Source organism: Citrobacter sp. RHB35-C17 (genome assembly GCF_013816795.1).
Classification (GTDB): Bacteria; Pseudomonadota; Gammaproteobacteria; order Enterobacterales; family Enterobacteriaceae; genus Citrobacter_A; species Citrobacter_A amalonaticus.
Genome location: NZ_CP057150.1, coordinates 1,220,265 through 1,235,718, shown reverse-complemented (window position 1 = coordinate 1,235,718; position 15,454 = coordinate 1,220,265). Strand labels below are relative to the sequence as shown.

13 protein-coding genes are annotated in these 15,454 nt (G+C 54.7%); 3 read left to right on the top strand and 10 right to left on the bottom strand.

From position 1 onward, the window contains the following. Nucleotides 1-14: 14 nt before the first annotated feature. The 4 genes from glnK to decR all read right to left on the bottom strand — a co-directional run bounded on the left by glnK (nucleotide 15) and on the right by decR (nucleotide 4,624). The gene (gene glnK / locus HVZ37_RS05795; RefSeq protein WP_002891893.1) at nucleotides 15-353 is read right to left on the bottom strand and encodes a P-II family nitrogen regulator; all 339 of its coding nucleotides are present in this window, start codon (nucleotides 351-353) and stop codon (nucleotides 15-17) included. Nucleotides 354-576: 223 nt separating this feature from the next. After that, nucleotides 577-2,355, bottom strand: a complete 1,779-nt coding sequence (locus HVZ37_RS05790) for a SmdB family multidrug efflux ABC transporter permease/ATP-binding protein (protein ID WP_044258949.1) — start codon at nucleotides 2,353-2,355, stop codon at nucleotides 577-579. After that, complete coding sequence (locus tag HVZ37_RS05785) at nucleotides 2,348-4,120, bottom strand: SmdA family multidrug ABC transporter permease/ATP-binding protein (RefSeq protein WP_181628192.1); 1,773 nt, start codon at nucleotides 4,118-4,120, stop codon at nucleotides 2,348-2,350. The genes HVZ37_RS05790 and HVZ37_RS05785 overlap by 8 nt, the downstream gene beginning before the upstream one ends. Nucleotides 4,121-4,165: 45 nt before the next feature. Next, complete coding sequence (gene decR / locus HVZ37_RS05780) at nucleotides 4,166-4,624, bottom strand: DNA-binding transcriptional regulator DecR (protein ID WP_043001571.1); 459 nt, start codon at nucleotides 4,622-4,624, stop codon at nucleotides 4,166-4,168. A gap of 112 nt (nucleotides 4,625-4,736) precedes the next feature. On the opposite strand from decR, the gene HVZ37_RS05775 reads away from it, so the two are divergent. Further along, nucleotides 4,737-5,792 carry a PLP-dependent cysteine synthase family protein gene (locus tag HVZ37_RS05775; RefSeq protein ID WP_181628191.1) on the top strand — a complete coding sequence of 352 codons (1,056 nt, stop codon included), beginning with the start codon at nucleotides 4,737-4,739 and terminating at the stop codon, nucleotides 5,790-5,792. A gap of 43 nt (nucleotides 5,793-5,835) precedes the next feature. Here HVZ37_RS05775 and cof read toward each other — a convergent pair whose 3' ends face one another. Beyond that, nucleotides 5,836-6,654, bottom strand: a complete 819-nt coding sequence (cof, locus tag HVZ37_RS05770; RefSeq protein WP_181628190.1) for an HMP-PP phosphatase — start codon at nucleotides 6,652-6,654, stop codon at nucleotides 5,836-5,838. Between the two features lie 99 nt (nucleotides 6,655-6,753). Here cof and HVZ37_RS05765 point away from each other — a divergent pair, with 99 nt between their 5' ends. Continuing rightward, complete coding sequence (locus HVZ37_RS05765) at nucleotides 6,754-8,454, top strand: SgrR family transcriptional regulator (RefSeq protein WP_044327292.1); 1,701 nt, start codon at nucleotides 6,754-6,756, stop codon at nucleotides 8,452-8,454. 190 nt (nucleotides 8,455-8,644) lie between these two features. Further along, nucleotides 8,645-9,340 (top strand): 7-cyano-7-deazaguanine synthase QueC, encoded by a 696-nt coding sequence (queC, locus tag HVZ37_RS05760; RefSeq protein WP_043001575.1) that lies wholly within the window; start codon nucleotides 8,645-8,647, stop codon nucleotides 9,338-9,340. Between the two features lie 64 nt (nucleotides 9,341-9,404). On the opposite strand, the gene fadM is transcribed toward queC, so the two are convergent. From fadM to lon, 5 genes are all read right to left on the bottom strand, one after another. After that, nucleotides 9,405-9,803 (bottom strand): long-chain acyl-CoA thioesterase FadM, encoded by a 399-nt coding sequence (gene fadM / locus HVZ37_RS05755; RefSeq protein ID WP_043001576.1) that lies wholly within the window; start codon nucleotides 9,801-9,803, stop codon nucleotides 9,405-9,407. A 103-nt stretch (nucleotides 9,804-9,906) separates the two neighbouring features. Beyond that, a complete protein-coding gene (locus tag HVZ37_RS05750) occupies nucleotides 9,907-10,287 on the bottom strand; it encodes a helix-hairpin-helix domain-containing protein (protein WP_043001577.1) in 381 nt (126 codons plus the stop codon). Between the two features lie 150 nt (nucleotides 10,288-10,437). Next, entirely contained in the window at nucleotides 10,438-12,312 is a 1,875-nt protein-coding gene (gene ppiD, locus HVZ37_RS05745; protein ID WP_044258959.1) for a peptidylprolyl isomerase, read from the bottom strand. 267 nt (nucleotides 12,313-12,579) lie between these two features. Further along, nucleotides 12,580-12,852 (bottom strand): nucleoid-associated protein HU-beta, encoded by a 273-nt coding sequence (gene hupB, locus HVZ37_RS05740; RefSeq protein ID WP_042324500.1) that lies wholly within the window; start codon nucleotides 12,850-12,852, stop codon nucleotides 12,580-12,582. A 208-nt stretch (nucleotides 12,853-13,060) separates the two neighbouring features. Further along, nucleotides 13,061-15,415 carry an endopeptidase La gene (gene lon, locus HVZ37_RS05735; RefSeq protein WP_042285905.1) on the bottom strand — a complete coding sequence of 785 codons (2,355 nt, stop codon included), beginning with the start codon at nucleotides 15,413-15,415 and terminating at the stop codon, nucleotides 13,061-13,063. Nucleotides 15,416-15,454 lie beyond the last annotated feature (39 nt).

Genomic DNA, 15,454 nt, shown 5'->3' with positions numbered 1-15,454 from the left:
CTGTGTGCCAGGCTTTACAGCGCCGCTTCGTCAGCTTCGCCGGTGCGAATACGAATGACGCGTTGCAGCTCCGCGACGAAAATTTTGCCGTCGCCAATTTTTCCGGTGTAGGCCGCCTTGCTGATGACATCGATCACTTCATCCAGTTGGTCGTCGGCAATGGCCACATCAATCTTCACTTTAGGCAGGAAGTTGACGCTGTACTCTGCACCCCGATATAACTCGGCATGACCCTTCTGACGTCCGAACCCTTTCACTTCGGTGACGGTCAGCCCTTGAATACCAATAGAAGAGAGCGCTTCGCGAACGTCTTCCAGTTTGAACGGTTTGATTACCACGGTAACCAGCTTCATAGATCCCCTCCAGTCAGAATTCGGCATATGGTGCGACTACACGACTGAGGTATTGCAAGGGGTATGCCAGAATTGAAAAAGCGGGGCCGATGTCTGTTCTACAGGCCGTCTGACGGGCGATTCAGAATGGAAAACGGAACGGGAAAAGAAAAACGCACCATGGCAGTGCATGATGCGTTACATTTTTGCACCACCGCCGAAGCGACCCGGCAGTGGCGGTGCATCAGGCGGGAAGCGACTCCTCGCGAACGCTGGCGGCAAGCTCTTCGCCAGCGAGCTGGAGCTGATACATCTGCCAGTAGCGCCCTTGCGCCGCAAGCAGTTGCTGATGAGTACCACGCTCTACCGCCTGTCCACGATGAAGCACCAGAATGGTGTCCGCCTCAACAATGGTCGACAGTCGGTGCGCAATCACCACCAGCGTGGTGTGTTCGCGCACGGCGGCCAGCGCATGTTGAATGGCCTGCTCAGTACCGGAATCGATACTGGCAGTCGCTTCGTCGAGGATCAAAATTTGCGGCGTTGCCACCAGTACCCGCGCCAGCGCCAGCAGCTGTTTCTGCCCGACGGAGAGATTGTTCCCCTGCTCACCAAGTTGGGTATGAATGCCTTCGCTCATCCCGCGAGCCAGTTCCGCCAGTTGCACCGTCTCCAGGGCTTGCCACACTTGTTCTTCAGAGATATCCCGCCCCAGCGTCACGTTTGCCAGGAATGAATCCGCCATGACCACCGGATCCTGTTGCACCATCGCGACGCCCTGACGCAACGCGCTGTGACTCAGTGAACGTAATGGACGCCCGTCAAGGCGAATCTCCCCCTGACTCAGTGGGTAATAGCCCATCAGCAGACTGGCAAGCGTACTTTTACCGCTGCCGGTATGCCCAACCAGTGCAACAAAACTGCGGGACGGTACGGAAAGGCTGACATTTTGCAGCACCAGATTATCATCGCGGTAGGCGAACGACACATCCTCAACGTCAATCTGCCCGGACGCCAGCGGTCGCGGGTCCTGCCCGTAACGCTGGCGCGGCCCGTCCATCAGTTCAAACACGCGCTCCCCGGCCACCACGGCCTGTTGCAGCATCGACTGCTGAGTGGTCAGTTCGATCAGCGGTTCATTCAGGCGTCCCAGATAACTGATAAAGGCGTAGAGCACCCCGACTTCTATTGTTCCTGCCGACGTAAAACTGAACAACATCAACAGACCGCAGAGAATGAGCGCGGAAAACAGGCTCAGCAGAGGCCGTAATAAGAAGCCATCTAAACGCAACGTCTGCATACGCGCCAGATAATGCGAGCGGCTGGCTTCGCCCATCCTCTCACCAAAGCGCGCCTGCTGGCGAAACTGCTGGATCACGCTCATGCCGTTAATCACTTCGTTGAAGCCATCATTGATATCGGCGAGATAAGCCCGCACACGACGGACTATCGGCGTGCTGTAACGCTGATAGATAATCATCACCACCAGCACCGCCGGGAAAATCAGGATCGCCACCAGCGCCATGCGCCAGTCGAGACTGAACATTGCCACCAGCATCGCGCCAATCAGCGCCGCGCTGCGCAGAACTGTCGCGACTACCGTGACATACAGATCGCGGATCACTTCGGTATCGTTGGTGACGCGCGAAATGAGCTGTCCGACGGGCTGCGTGTCAAATTCACTCAACGGCTGGCGCAGCGCGGCATCCATCACGTCGGTACGCAATTGCTGCACCACGCCGACCGCAGCGCGGTTAAACAACAGCGACTGAGCATAGTGCAGACTGGCGGCGAGAATCTGTAGCCCAAGATAGGCGGCAATGAGTCCGGTCACCCTCCCCAGCGGCAGGTTATTTTTAGCCACCATGTTGTCGATGAAGTAGCTTATCAGTAGCGGCCCGCTGACTTCTGCTGCCGCCGCGACCCACAGCATAATCACTGCAACGCCTAATGGTTTTCGCCATGGCGATCCATAGGCCAGCAGGCGTTTGAGGGTCGGCCATAACTGCCCAAAACTACGCATTTGCCGCCTCCTCGTTATTTTCCGGCGCATCATCAAGCGCCGCTTCCAGTTGCTGATAACGGTACATATCGCGATACCAGCCCGCCTGCTGCACCAGTGCCTCGTGATCGCCGCGCTGCGCGATATGCCCATGCTGCATCACGATGATTTCGCTCGCTTCAGTCAGCGCCGAGAGGCGGTGCGCGCTGATAATCACCGTTCGCCCTTCTCCCCACTGGCGCAGATTGTGCAAGATCTGATGCTCCGTTCGCCCGTCCACCGCCGACAGGGCATCATCCAGGATCAGGATTTCGGCATTCAGCAACAGCGCCCGCGCAATGGAGATACGCTGTTTCTGTCCGCCGGAAAGCATCACGCCGCGCTCACCGACTTCAGTGTCGTAACCCTGCGGCAGACGGAGAATATCCTCATGCACACTGGCTAAACGCGCGACATGTTCAATATCCTGCTGCGTGGCGCCGGGGCAGCCCAGCGCAATGTTATTGGCTACCGTATCCGAAAACAGGAATGGCGTCTGACTGACCACCGCCAGCCGACTGCGCCAGCTGTCCAGTTGCAGACGTGGCAGAGGGATATCATGAAAACGGATATCTCCCTGGGTGACATCGAAATGGCGCTGAATCAGCGACAACACGGTACTTTTACCCGCACCAGTCGGCCCGCAGATGCCGAGCATCTGCCCAGGCTTAAGCTGAAAATTGACATTTTCCAGCGTCGGGTGCGTGGTTTGCGGATAGCAGAACGCACGGATCGCCACCGCCAGTTCGCCCCGCCCTTCCGGCACCGGTTCGCTGCCATCATTGACCACCGGCGCTTCGGCCAGCATTGCGCGAATACGACCGTAAGCGGCGCTGCCGCGCTCCACGATGTTAAACATCCACGCCAGCGCCAGCATCGGCCAAATCATCAGCCCGAGGTACATCATGAAGCTGGTCAGTTGTCCCAGCGTCAGCGAACCTTGTACGACCATCCAACTGCCGCCGCCGATAGCCAGCAGGTTCGCCGTGCCGATGGCGATATAAATCGTCGGATCAAAACGGGCATCAATACGCGCCACGCGCATGTTTTTCTTCCCGGTATCTTCCGCATCAGCCGCAAACAGTGCGGACTGCCGATCCTCCAGACCAAAGGCTTTGATCATACGAATACTGGTCAGGCTCTCCTGGGTACGGTCATTGAGACTGGAGAACGCCGCCTGTGCCAGTCTGAAACGATCATGCAGACGATCGCCGTAGCGTTTGATCATCAGCGCCATTACCGGCATCGGCAGTAGAGCAAACAGCGTAAGCTGCCAGCTGATCTGCGTGGACATCACAATCAGCACCGCACAGCCCATCACCAGCGAATCCACCAGCGTCAGAACCCCTTCCCCGGCGGCAAAGACCACGCGGTCGACATCATTGGTGGCGCGCGCCATGAGATCACCAGTGCGGTGGCGCAGATAAAATTCAGGATGCTGGCGGCTGAGTTGGCGGTAATAATCTTCGCGTAGCTCCACCGCCAGTTGGTAAGACGCACCAAACAGCAGCACGCGCCAGACGTAGCGCAGCAGATAGACCACCACGGCAATCAGGGCGATGGTGCCAATCCACAGCATGATCTGTTGCGGCGTAAAGCGTTGTGTAGATACGCCATCCACCACAATACCGACCACTTTTGGTGGAATGAGTTGCAGAATAGCGATGAGGATAAGCAAGGCAACCGCCCCGAGGTAGCGACGCCACTCCCGGCGAAAATACCAGCTTAATTGAGCAAATAATCGCACGTATTATGTCCTGACCTGATTTTCCGGCAAATCGTGCCGGGAGAGTTATTCGATTGGCAGCGCAGTGGTGTATTTAATCTGTTCCATGGCAAAGCTCGACGTGACGTCCGACAGACCGGGAACGCTATTGACCAGACGTTTATAGAAGTCGTCATAGCGCTTCATGTCGGCCACCTGAACCCGCATCAGGTAATCGTACTCCCCGGCCATGCGCCAGAAGCCCAACACCTCCGGCATCTCACTGACCACCGTCACGAAGCGGCAATACCAGTCACTGCTGTGATGCTGGGTTTTAATGAGCACAAAGGCGGTTAATCCCAGCCCCAGTTTTTCCGGATCCAGCAGTGCGACTTTACCGACCAGAATACCCTCATCTTCCAGTCGTTTGAGGCGTTTCCAGCAGGGTGTGGTGGTCAGATTAACGGCATCCGCCAGCGCCTGCAAAGAGAGGGTGCAGTCCTGTTGCAACAATGCAAGCAGCTTACGGTCAATTTTATCTAACATACCGGCACCTCAGAGAAGAATTTTCTCCTTACATTCTATTTTAAAGGCTAAATGGCAACAATTTTTTCCGTGCTTTTCGCTACTCTTGGCACAAAATGACAAATGGATACTAATGATGAACAGCACCTGGGTTAAAAATGCCATCAATGAGATTAACGCGGATTATCAGCGCTCGGCGGATACCCATCTTATCCGCCTGCCATTACCGGCATTTCCGGATATCCAGCTCTATCTGAAAGATGAAAGCACCCACCCGACCGGTAGCCTGAAGCACCGGCTGGCGCGTTCGCTGTTCCTCTATGGGTTGTGCAATGGCTGGATTAAGGAAGGCACAACTATTATCGAATCCTCTTCCGGTTCAACGGCAGTCTCCGAAGCCTATTTCGCGCGCCTGCTGGGGCTGCCGTTTATCGCCGTCATGCCCGCCTGCACGGCCAAACGGAAAATCGAACAGATTGAATTTTACGGTGGTCGCTGTCATTTCGTGGACAGCGCCTGCGAGATTTATGCGGCGTCAGAACAACTGGCGCATGAGTTGAACGGCCATTATATGGATCAGTTCACCTATGCCGAACGCGCCACCGACTGGCGCGGTAACAACAATATCGCCGACAGCATCTTCCGCCAGATGCAGTGTGAACCGCATCCCATACCGAAACACATTGTGATGAGCGCCGGAACCGGCGGGACCTCCGCGACCATTGGCCGCTACATCCGCTGCCAGGGTTACGATACAAAATTGATGGTGGTGGACCCGGAAAACTCCGTCTTCCTGCCTTTCTGGCAGTCGCGTGATGCTACGCTGCGCAGCCCTGTCGGCAGCAAAATTGAAGGAATTGGACGCCCGCGCGTCGAACCGTCATTCATTGCCGACGTGGTCGATGAGATGCTGCGCGTACCGGATGCCGCCAGCGTGGCGACCGCGCACTGGCTGGAAACGCAACTGGGCCGCAAAGTCGGCGCCTCTACGGGCACCAATATGTGGGGTATGCTGCAACTGGCCGCCCGCATGCGCGAAGCCGGAGAAACCGGTTCGCTGGTGACGCTACTGTGCGACAGCGGCGAACGCTATCTGGACACCTACTACCATGCTGAATGGGTGAGCGCTCATATTGGCGATCTTCGCGCGGCGAAAGCAGAGCTGGCGGGGTTGCTGAATACCCATTAAATCAAAAAAAACCGGGCTGAACGCCCGGTGCTGGTAGGGTCTCTCATTCGGGGGAATAAGGAAGATTTGGATAGTCCAGCCAATGTGTCAAAAAGTGTGATACCGCCTGGTTGCGACAATGACCAATCACCGGTAAATGGGGAAGTTCGGCAATAAGCTGCGGCATGGCATTGCCCATGATCAGGCCACGGCCGACGCTGCCAAGCATTTCGCGATCGTTCATCGCGTCACCAAACGCCATACATTCCGCCAGCGACAGCCCCAGATGTCCGCTCAGGACCTCCAGTGCAGAACCTTTGTTACAGCCTACCGGCAGCACTTCCAGGCAATCGATCGCCGAGTAACAAAGATGGGCTCGTACGCCCAGCACCTCTTCAAGCTGAATTTTCAGCCTCGTCAAATCGTCATGATCGCCACAGAAGCAAACTTTAGTCACCCGATCTGCCGGAATACGCGCGACATCCACAATCTGATAGCGAAAACCGCTATAGACGTGGGCGTGCAGCATCTCGGGGATCTCTTGTCCGGTAAACCAGCCGTTATCGTTGAAGACATGCATACTCGCCTGTGTGTCCCAGTGCTGATGCAGGACGATCTCAGCAACAGCCGGATCCAGATCCTGACGGTGCAGCACTTCGCCTTCCAGCGAGTGAATGCGTGTCCCGTTACCGGTGATCAGAAAAGCATCGAGTGAAAAGGTGCCGAGAATATGGCGCATTTCCAGTACATGGCGTCCGGTGGCAAACGTCAGGGTAATGTCACGTTCACGCAGACGCGCCAGAGTAGAGAGCGTTTCATCACCCAAAAGGTGATTTGGCATCAACAGGGTGCCATCCATATCAAATGCAGCCAGGCGTGCCATCTCTTTCTCCACTCGGTGACGGATTAACTTGTGATTCAGTATTACCTGAGATATACGGAAGTAATAGTGAATAGATAAAAGAAATTGTTCCGGGTTTATATGCGACTTCTCAATCGGCTTAATCAGTACCAGCGACTCTGGCAGCCTTCTAACGGCGAACCGCAGCACGTGACCGTCGGGGAACTGGCTGAACGCTGCTTCTGTAGTGAGCGGCACGTCCGCACGTTGTTGCGCCAGGCGCAGGAATCAGGTTGGCTGGTCTGGGAGGCGCAGTCCGGACGCGGTAAGCGCGGGCAACTGCGTTTTCTGGTGGCCCCGGAATCATTGCGCACGGCGATGATGGAACAGGCGCTGGAGAAGGGCCAACAGCTTAGCGTACTGGAGCTGGCGCAACTGGCACCCGGTGAACTGCGGGCCATGCTGCAGCCCTTTATGGGGGGTCAATGGCAAAACGACACGCCCACGCTGCGTATTCCCTATTACCGTCAGCTTGAACCGCTGCATTCTGGTTTTCTTCCCGGTCGCGCCGAGCAACATCTCGCAGGGCAGATTTTCTCCGGACTGACCCGTTTTGACAGCCAGACGCAGCGGCCCTGCGGGGATTTAGCCCACCACTGGGATATTTCCGCCGACGGGTTGCGCTGGGACTTCTATATCCGCTCGACGCTGTTCTGGCACAACGGTGACGCGGTAGAGACCACACAGCTTCATCAGCGACTGCTGATGTTGCGCAAACTCCCGGCACTGAACCGGCTGTTTATCAGCGTAAAGCACATTGAAGTGACGCATCCACAGTGCCTGACGTTTATCCTGCACCGCCCAGATTTCTGGCTGGCACACCGGCTGGCAAGCTACGGCAGCCTGCTGGCACATCCGGAACACCCCGTCATCGGAACGGGACCTTTTCGTCTGACGCTGTTTACGCCCGAACTGGTACGTCTGGAAAGCCATGACCATTACCATCTCGTACATCCACTGCTCAAAGCCATTGAATACTGGATCACCCCTCAGCTTTTTGAGCAAGATCTCGGCACCAGTTGTCGCCATCCGGTGCAGATAACCATTGGCAAACCCGAAGAGCTCGCCACGGTGAGCCCGGTAAGTACCGGCATCAGTCTCGGCTTTTGCTATCTCGCGCTGAAAAAAAGCGCCCACCTGACGCCACTGCAGGCTCGTCGGCTGGTCAGCCTTATTCATCGTTCTTCACTGCTGCAAACGCTGGATGTGAGAGAAAACCTGATTACGCCCTGCAACGAATTGTTGCCTGGCTGGGCCATTCCGCAGTGGGAGGGGCTGGAATCGGTTGAACTACCGAAAAAAATGACGCTGGTTTATCACCTGCCGGTGGAACTGCATACTATGGCAGAACACCTGCGCCACACGCTGGCCGCCCTCGGCTGCGAACTGACGCTGATTTTTCATAACGCGAAAACCTGGGACGGCTGCCAACGGCTTGCCGAAGCGGATCTGCTGATGGGAGACCGCCTGATTGGCGAAGCGCCCGAATATACACTCGAACAGTGGCTACGCTGTGATTCACTTTGGCCGCACGTGCTTGATGCACCAACATTCTCACATCTTCAGGCCACGCTGGATGCGCTGCAAATCAGACCGGAAGAGGATCATCGCTATGCCGCGCTGCGGCAAGTTTTCGCCAGCCTGATGGATGACGCGACGCTGACGCCGCTGTTTAACTATCACTATCGCATCAGCGCACCACCTGGTGTGAACGGGGTGCGGTTGAATCCGCGCGGCTGGTTTGAGTTCACCGAAGCCTGGCTACCGCCACCCGCGTCGTGAAGAAGCTGGTCGCCAGGCAACTCTGGCGCTACCATAGCGGCTTTATACACGTCATTCTTCAAACTGCCTCTTTGTCGGCTACGTCTGTTCACCCCTGTCATTTACTTATGTAAACTCCAGGAGATTCTCAGACTTTTCGTCTCGATGCAATTTGAATGGCTTTGTGTACAGTAACTTATCAGGATTAACCATGAAACGTGCCGTCGTAGTATTCAGTGGAGGCCAGGACTCCACCACCTGTCTGGTGCAGGCGCTGCATCAGTATGATGAAGTGCATTGCGTGACCTTTGATTATGGTCAGCGCCATCGCGCGGAGATTGATGTTGCACGTGATCTGGCCCTGAAACTGGGTGCACGTGCACACAAAGTACTGGACGTGACGCTGCTGAGTGAACTGGCAGTCAGCAGCCTGACCCGTGACAACATCCCGGTTCCGGATTATGAACCGGATGCCGATGGGATCCCGAATACCTTTGTCCCTGGACGTAATATTCTGTTTCTGACCCTGGCGGCGATTTATGCTTATCAGGTAAAAGCAGAAGCGGTGATTACCGGCGTCTGCGAGACCGATTTCTCTGGTTACCCTGACTGCCGCAATGATTTTGTCGAGGCGTTGAATCACGCCATTAAACTGGGGATGGCGAAAGATATCCGCTTTGAAACGCCGCTGATGTGGATTGATAAAGCCGAAACCTGGGCGCTGGCAGATTATTGGGGTAAGCTGGATCTGGTACGTGAAGAAACGCTGACCTGCTATAACGGCATCAAGGGCGACGGTTGCGGCCACTGCGCAGCCTGTAATCTACGCGCAAATGGCCTGAATCATTACCTGGCAGATAAACCGGTCATAATGGCGGCAATGAAGCAGAAGACCGGTTTGAAATAATTGCGGGTTTCGCCGGATGGCGGTGCCAGGCACCTTATCCGGCCAACAGTTGGATCATCCCCCCCTACTTCACCATCTGCTCCAGCTTTTCGCGTAACTCCCCTTCCAGCGGCAGCGCTTTTTGCGATTTCAGATCAATACAGACGAACGTAATAAGCGCATCAGCCACCACCTGTCCTTCCGGTTCCAGCGTAATCACCTGGCTTAGAATACCGCTTTTCCCGTTTAACTGTTGCACCTGACTGGTGACGGTTAGCAGATCACTCAGAACCGCCGGACGGCGATAGTTAATATTGATGTTGACCACCACGAAAGCGATATTGTGGGCAGTCATCCATTGAAAGCTATCGCTGCTCTCCAGGCCATCCCAGCGGGCTTCCTCCAGAAACTCAAGATAGCGGGCATTATTCACGTGCTGATAGACATCAAGATGATAACCACGAACCTTAATCTGTGTTTGCATAGCGCAGAGACCTTACGTTTTTGTTATAGAGAGACAAGAGTAGAGAGATCATAACTGGTATGACCTCTCTCAGTCTGGCAAATATTTGCCAGTGCGCAAGTGATTAAAGTGTTAAAGCAGACAGATTGCGCTCCACTAACGCGTTGCCCATCCCCGGTACTTGTTTGAGATCTTCCACCGTTTTAAACGGACCGTACTCATCACGATAGCTGACGATCGCCTGTGCTTTCTTCAGGCCAACACCGTTCATCGCGCGCGCCAGCTCTTCTGCCGATGCGGTATTGATGCTGACCCTGGTGCCCTCTTCGGTGCTGGCTTTCGCCGGAACCGCGGATTTGTTTTGCCCTGCAACCGGTGCTTGTGCGCTGGTCTCCACCGCTGGGCTTTTCGCTGCCGCTGTCGATGACGCCGCCAGCGCGCTTTGCGTCATACCCGCGCAGGCGAAGGAAAGGGTGATAAGTAACGCTTTGATTCCATGTTTCATACTGTTTTCTCCTTGTTAGTGAACAGTGGAATCACGATAACGAGGTTAAAACCAACGAACAAATGGCAAATGTCAGAAATGGAAAAGGCCGCGAAAGCGGCCTTCAGGTGTTACAACGGTTGTGCAATGATTTGCGAGACGTCTCGACGATTACGGCTGTTGATCCATCGCATCGCCGATTTTGATTTTCGCCGATTTACGCAGGTTACTCATCAATGCCTCAAAGACAATCTGCGCATTGTTCTGGGTGATCCCCTGAACCATCGCTTTCTTCTGATCTTCCGGCATGGAGCCCGCTTTCACGTCGTCCAGAGCCAGCAAAACCACATTGCCCTGCATATCGTTGGCAATGCCATAGCTCGGCTTATCTTTCGCCGGCAGGCTCAGACCAAACGCCGCCTGGCTAACCGGATCCTGGCCCGTACGGCTCAGCGTTTTAGACTCTCCAAAGCTCAGACCAGCGGCTTTCATCGCTTCTGCGCCTTTACCCGCCTTCAGCTCAACCAGCAGTTTTTCCGCATCCAGTTTAGCCTGCTGCTCTGCTTTGTTGTGCTTAACCAGCGCCGTTACCTGATCTTTCACCTCAGACAGCGGCTTCACGGCCTCTGCCTTGTGATCGCTGATACGCAGAACAAACGCGCGATCGCCATCGACGGTGATGATATCGGAGTTTCTGCCCGGCGCGCCGTTTTCACCCACCAGAGCACCATCAAAAATGGCGTCTGATACCGGTTTGAAATTCAGCTCTTCCGGCAGGTTCTCGTGACTGAACCAGCCCGTCTGTACCGCTTTCGCGCCAGCTGCCTGTTCGGCACCCGCCAGAGATTCCGTATCATTGTTCGCCGCATCGCTCACTTTCTGCTGTAAAGCAAAGTAAGCATCCAGCGCTTTTTCCTGTTTCACTTTCGCTGCGATGTCATCACGGACTTCGTTCAGCGGCTTCACAACCGCCGGCTGAATGTCGTCCAGACGCACAACCAGAAAGCCAACAGAGGATTTAATCACGCCAGAAAGCTGGCCCTTCTCTTTCAGCCCGGCATTTTTCAGCTCTTCCGGCGTGGTGGCGTCTTCCAGCCAACCCATATCGCCGCCGTTGCGGGCAGAGATGATGTCGGCCGATTTCTCTTTCGCCAGCGCAGCAAAGTCACCACCTTTGTTCAGCGCGTCGAGTACCGCTTTCGCTTCATCTTCCGTTTTAGTCTGGATGATGCTGTAACGGCTACGCTGTGCCTGGGTGAACTGATCCTGGTGCTGATCGTAATAAGACTGGATATCTTCATCGCTGACCGGCTTTTGCATCGAGGCGGCGTCCAGCTTGATGTAGCTGACGCGGAACTGTTCCGGGGTCATGAAGCTGTTTTTGTGCTGCTCGTAGTAGCTGGCCACTTCCTGATCCGTCACCGACTGCTTCGCTGCAAGAGCATTGACGTCAATCGTGGCTTCACGGACGACACGCTGCTGTGCAACCAGCGCCGCCAGCTCATCAGTCTCACCCTTGAGCATAAAATCGGTGCCCGCGACGCCGCTGATAAGCTGCTGTGTAGTCAGTTGGTTACGCAAGGCTTGCGCATACTGGTCAGCGGTCATCCCCATCTGATTAACAATCGCGTTATAGCGGTTGTTATCAAATTTGCCATCGACCTGGAATGCCGGCGTGGAGAAAATCGCCTGCTTCACCTGCTCGTCGCTGATGCCCAGTTTGAGTTCGCGGGCATACTGATCAAGCAACGCTTCATCAATCAGACGATTGAGCGTCTGCTGGCGCAGGGTTTTCATGTAACCTTCGTTTGCCGCAAGCTCAGAGTACTGATCGCCCAACTGTTGCTGCATGCGATTACGTTCGCTGTTGAACGCATTCTCAAACTGCCCACGGCTGATTTCCTGGTCATTCACTTTAGCGGCGTAGTTGTTGCCTCCGCCAATCAGGTAACCACTCACGCCGGTCAGAATGAACGACACGATAATGATTCCGAAAATAATCTTGAGCACGAGACTGTTAGCAGCCGTGCGTAAGCTGTCCATCATGGTGTAACCACACTCCGCTGTAGGTGACTATACACGGCATCTTTCACGCGGCCTCGTCGTTAACTGCCCCGATGAAACGTGAATGCCTTGTGTATATACGCGTTACGCAGCATAGCGTTTCCTGAACGCTGCGCATAAAGGCCTATTGTGACAAGAAACAGGGGCGATTGTCAGCCCACAACATGTAGAAAATCGCTGCAAAAACAAAAAAGGCACATCAATTGATGCGCCCTTGTACTGAGTTCTGTCCCCGGAAGGGGATCACGCTTAGTTTACTGCGTCTTTCAGTGCTTTACCTGCACGGAAACCAGGTACTTTGGCGGCAGCAATGGCGATCTCTTTACCTGTTTGCGGGTTGCGGCCAGTACGGGCAGCACGCTCTTTAACAGCAAAAGTACCAAAACCTACCAGCGCAACGTCATCCCCTTCTTTCAGAGATTCGGTAACAGAAGCAATAATTGCGTCTAACGCACGCCCTGCCGCAGCTTTGGAGATATCAGCCCCTGCAGCAATTTTGTCGATCAGTTGAGATTTATTCACTCTTCTCTTCCTCATTATAATTTATATCGCACCAGAATCCTTCAAAGTGCGACCGCGCAGCAGTTATATCAGGCCTGCCATGCCCTTACAACACCCGATAATGATGGCAAGCCCAATCCGTCATCTAAATTAGCTATACAAAAAAAGGCTGGCAAGTACGAAATGGCCTGCCAGCCCTGTTTTTATTAGTGCTCTTTGCGCGAGGTCACTATTTTGCCGTCACAACCTGCATTCCAGAGGGTTCATTTTGCAATGCGAGCGTCAGAACCTCTTCAATGCGTTTCACCGGATGGATGTCCAAATCGGCAATAACATTGTCCGGAATCTCTTCCAGGTCGCGTTTGTTTTCATCCGGAATTAAGACCGTTTTAATACCACCACGGTGCGCAGCCAGAAGTTTTTCTTTTAACCCACCGATCGGCAGTACCTGACCACGCAGGGTGATCTCACCGGTCATCGCCACATCGGCACGCACCGGGTTACCGGTCAGGCAGGAAACCAGTGCGGTACACATCGCAATACCGGCGCTCGGACCGTCTTTCGGCGTCGCCCCTTCCGGAACGTGAACGTGAATGTCGCGTTTTTCGTAAAAGTCCGGATTAATACCCAGTTTTTCCGCACGCGCGCGCACCACGGTCAATGCAGCCTGAATGGACTCCTGCATCACTTCACCCAGCGAACCGGTGTAGGTCAGCTTGCCTTTGCCCGGCACGCAGGCGGTTTCGATGGTCAGCAGATCGCCGCCCACTTCCGTCCACGCCAGACCGGTCACCTGGCCTACGCGGTTTTCATTGTCCGCGCGACCATAGTCAAAGCGCTGTACACCCAGGTAGTCGTGCAGGTTATCGCCATTGATCACAATGTGTTTCAGTGACTTATCCAGCAGCAATTGCTTAACCGCTTTCCGGCACAGTTTGGAAATTTCACGTTCCAGACTACGCACGCCAGCCTCACGAGTGTAGTAACGAATAATGCCGATAATGGCGCTGTCGTCGACCGTCAGCTCGCCTTTCTTCAGCGCGTTACGCTCAATCTGCTTCGGCAACAGGTGCTGTTTGGCAATGTTCAGCTTCTCGTCTTCGGTATACCCGGACAGACGGATCACTTCCATACGATCCAGCAGCGGCGCTGGAATGTTCATGGAGTTGGAGGTCGCGACAAACATCACGTCGCTGAGATCGTAGTCCACTTCCAGGTAGTGATCGCTGAACGCCACGTTCTGCTCAGGATCCAGAACTTCAAGCAGTGCGGATGCCGGATCGCCACGCATGTCGGAAGACATTTTGTCGATCTCATCGAGCAGGAAGAGCGGGTTTTTCACGCCCACTTTCGCCATTTTCTGGATCAGTTTACCCGGCATTGAACCGATGTACGTCCGACGGTGGCCACGAATTTCCGCTTCATCACGCACGCCGCCCAGCGCCATACGGATGTATTTACGCCCGGTCGCTTTGGCGATGGACTGACCCAGAGAGGTTTTACCTACCCCCGGCGGTCCCACCAGGCACAGGATCGGCCCCTTGATTTTGTTCACACGGCTTTGTACCGCGAGATACTCAAGGATGCGGTCTTTCACACGCTCCAGACCATAATGGTCGGTATCAAGGATTTCCTGCGCCTGACGCAGGTCTTTTTTAACCTTGCTACGCGCATTCCACGGCACCTGAACCATCCAGTCGATGTAACCACGCACGACGGTCGCTTCCGCTGACATCGGCGACATCATTTTCAGCTTCTGCAGTTCAGCTTCGGCTTTCTCTTTCGCCTCTTTCGGCATTTTTGCCGCGTCGATCTTCCGCTTCAGCGCTTCGTTTTCGTCCGGCGCATCGTCCATTTCGCCGAGTTCTTTCTGAATCGCCTTCATCTGCTCATTCAGATAGTACTCACGCTGAGATTTCTCCATCTGCTTTTTCACGCGGTTGCGAATGCGCTTCTCAACCTGCAGCAGATCGATTTCAGACTCCATCATCGCCATCAGATACTCCAGACGCTCGTTCACGTCTGACATCTCCAGTACGGACTGCTTATCCGCCAGCTTCAGCGGCATATGGGCAGCGATGGTGTCCGCCAGACGCGCCGGATCGTCAATGCTATTGAGCGACGTCAGTACTTCTGGTGGGATTTTCTTGTTCAGCTTGATGTAGCCTTCGAACTGGCTGATCGCCGTGCGTACCAGCACTTCCTGTTCGCGCTCGTCAATAGCAGGCGAATCAAGGTATTCCGCTTTCGCAGAGAAGTGCTCGCCGTTATCAGACAGCGCAGAAATACGCGCACGCTGTAACCCTTCGACCAGCACTTTGACGGTGCCGTCAGGCAGTTTCAGCATCTGCAAAATAGAGGCCACGGTCCCGACGGTGAAAAGATCGTTTACACCCGGCTCATCCGTTGATGCTTCCTTCTGGGCGACCAGCATGATTTTTTTATCATGGTCCATAGCCGCTTCCAGACAACGGATAGATTTTTCCCGCCCTACAAACAAGGGTATGACCATGTGCGGATAAACCACCACATCGCGCAACGGCAATACGGGGATTTCAATGCGTTCAGAACGCTCAGGATTCATAGAGCTCTCTCTTAGTTTAGTGTCCGCCAGGTAATCAGA

What these genes read in the sequence shown, in the direction of transcription:
- glnK (WP_002891893.1), bottom strand. Translation starts at nt 353, where the DNA reads ATGAAGCTGGTTACCGTGGTAATCAAACCGTTCAAACTGGAAGACGTT.
- HVZ37_RS05790 (WP_044258949.1), bottom strand. Translation starts at nt 2,355, where the DNA reads ATGCGTAGTTTTGGGCAGTTATGGCCGACCCTCAAACGCCTGCTGGCC.
- decR (WP_043001571.1), bottom strand. Translation starts at nt 4,624, where the DNA reads ATGTTAGATAAAATTGACCGTAAGCTGCTTGCATTGTTGCAACAGGAC.
- HVZ37_RS05775 (WP_181628191.1), top strand. Translation starts at nt 4,737, where the DNA reads ATGATGAACAGCACCTGGGTTAAAAATGCCATCAATGAGATTAACGCG.
- cof (WP_181628190.1), bottom strand. Translation starts at nt 6,654, where the DNA reads ATGGCACGCCTGGCTGCATTTGATATGGATGGCACCCTGTTGATGCCA.
- HVZ37_RS05765 (WP_044327292.1), top strand. Translation starts at nt 6,754, where the DNA reads ATGCGACTTCTCAATCGGCTTAATCAGTACCAGCGACTCTGGCAGCCT.
- queC (WP_043001575.1), top strand. Translation starts at nt 8,645, where the DNA reads ATGAAACGTGCCGTCGTAGTATTCAGTGGAGGCCAGGACTCCACCACC.
- fadM (WP_043001576.1), bottom strand. Translation starts at nt 9,803, where the DNA reads ATGCAAACACAGATTAAGGTTCGTGGTTATCATCTTGATGTCTATCAG.
- HVZ37_RS05750 (WP_043001577.1), bottom strand. Translation starts at nt 10,287, where the DNA reads ATGAAACATGGAATCAAAGCGTTACTTATCACCCTTTCCTTCGCCTGC.
- ppiD (WP_044258959.1), bottom strand. Translation starts at nt 12,312, where the DNA reads ATGATGGACAGCTTACGCACGGCTGCTAACAGTCTCGTGCTCAAGATT.
- lon (WP_042285905.1), bottom strand. Translation starts at nt 15,415, where the DNA reads ATGAATCCTGAGCGTTCTGAACGCATTGAAATCCCCGTATTGCCGTTG.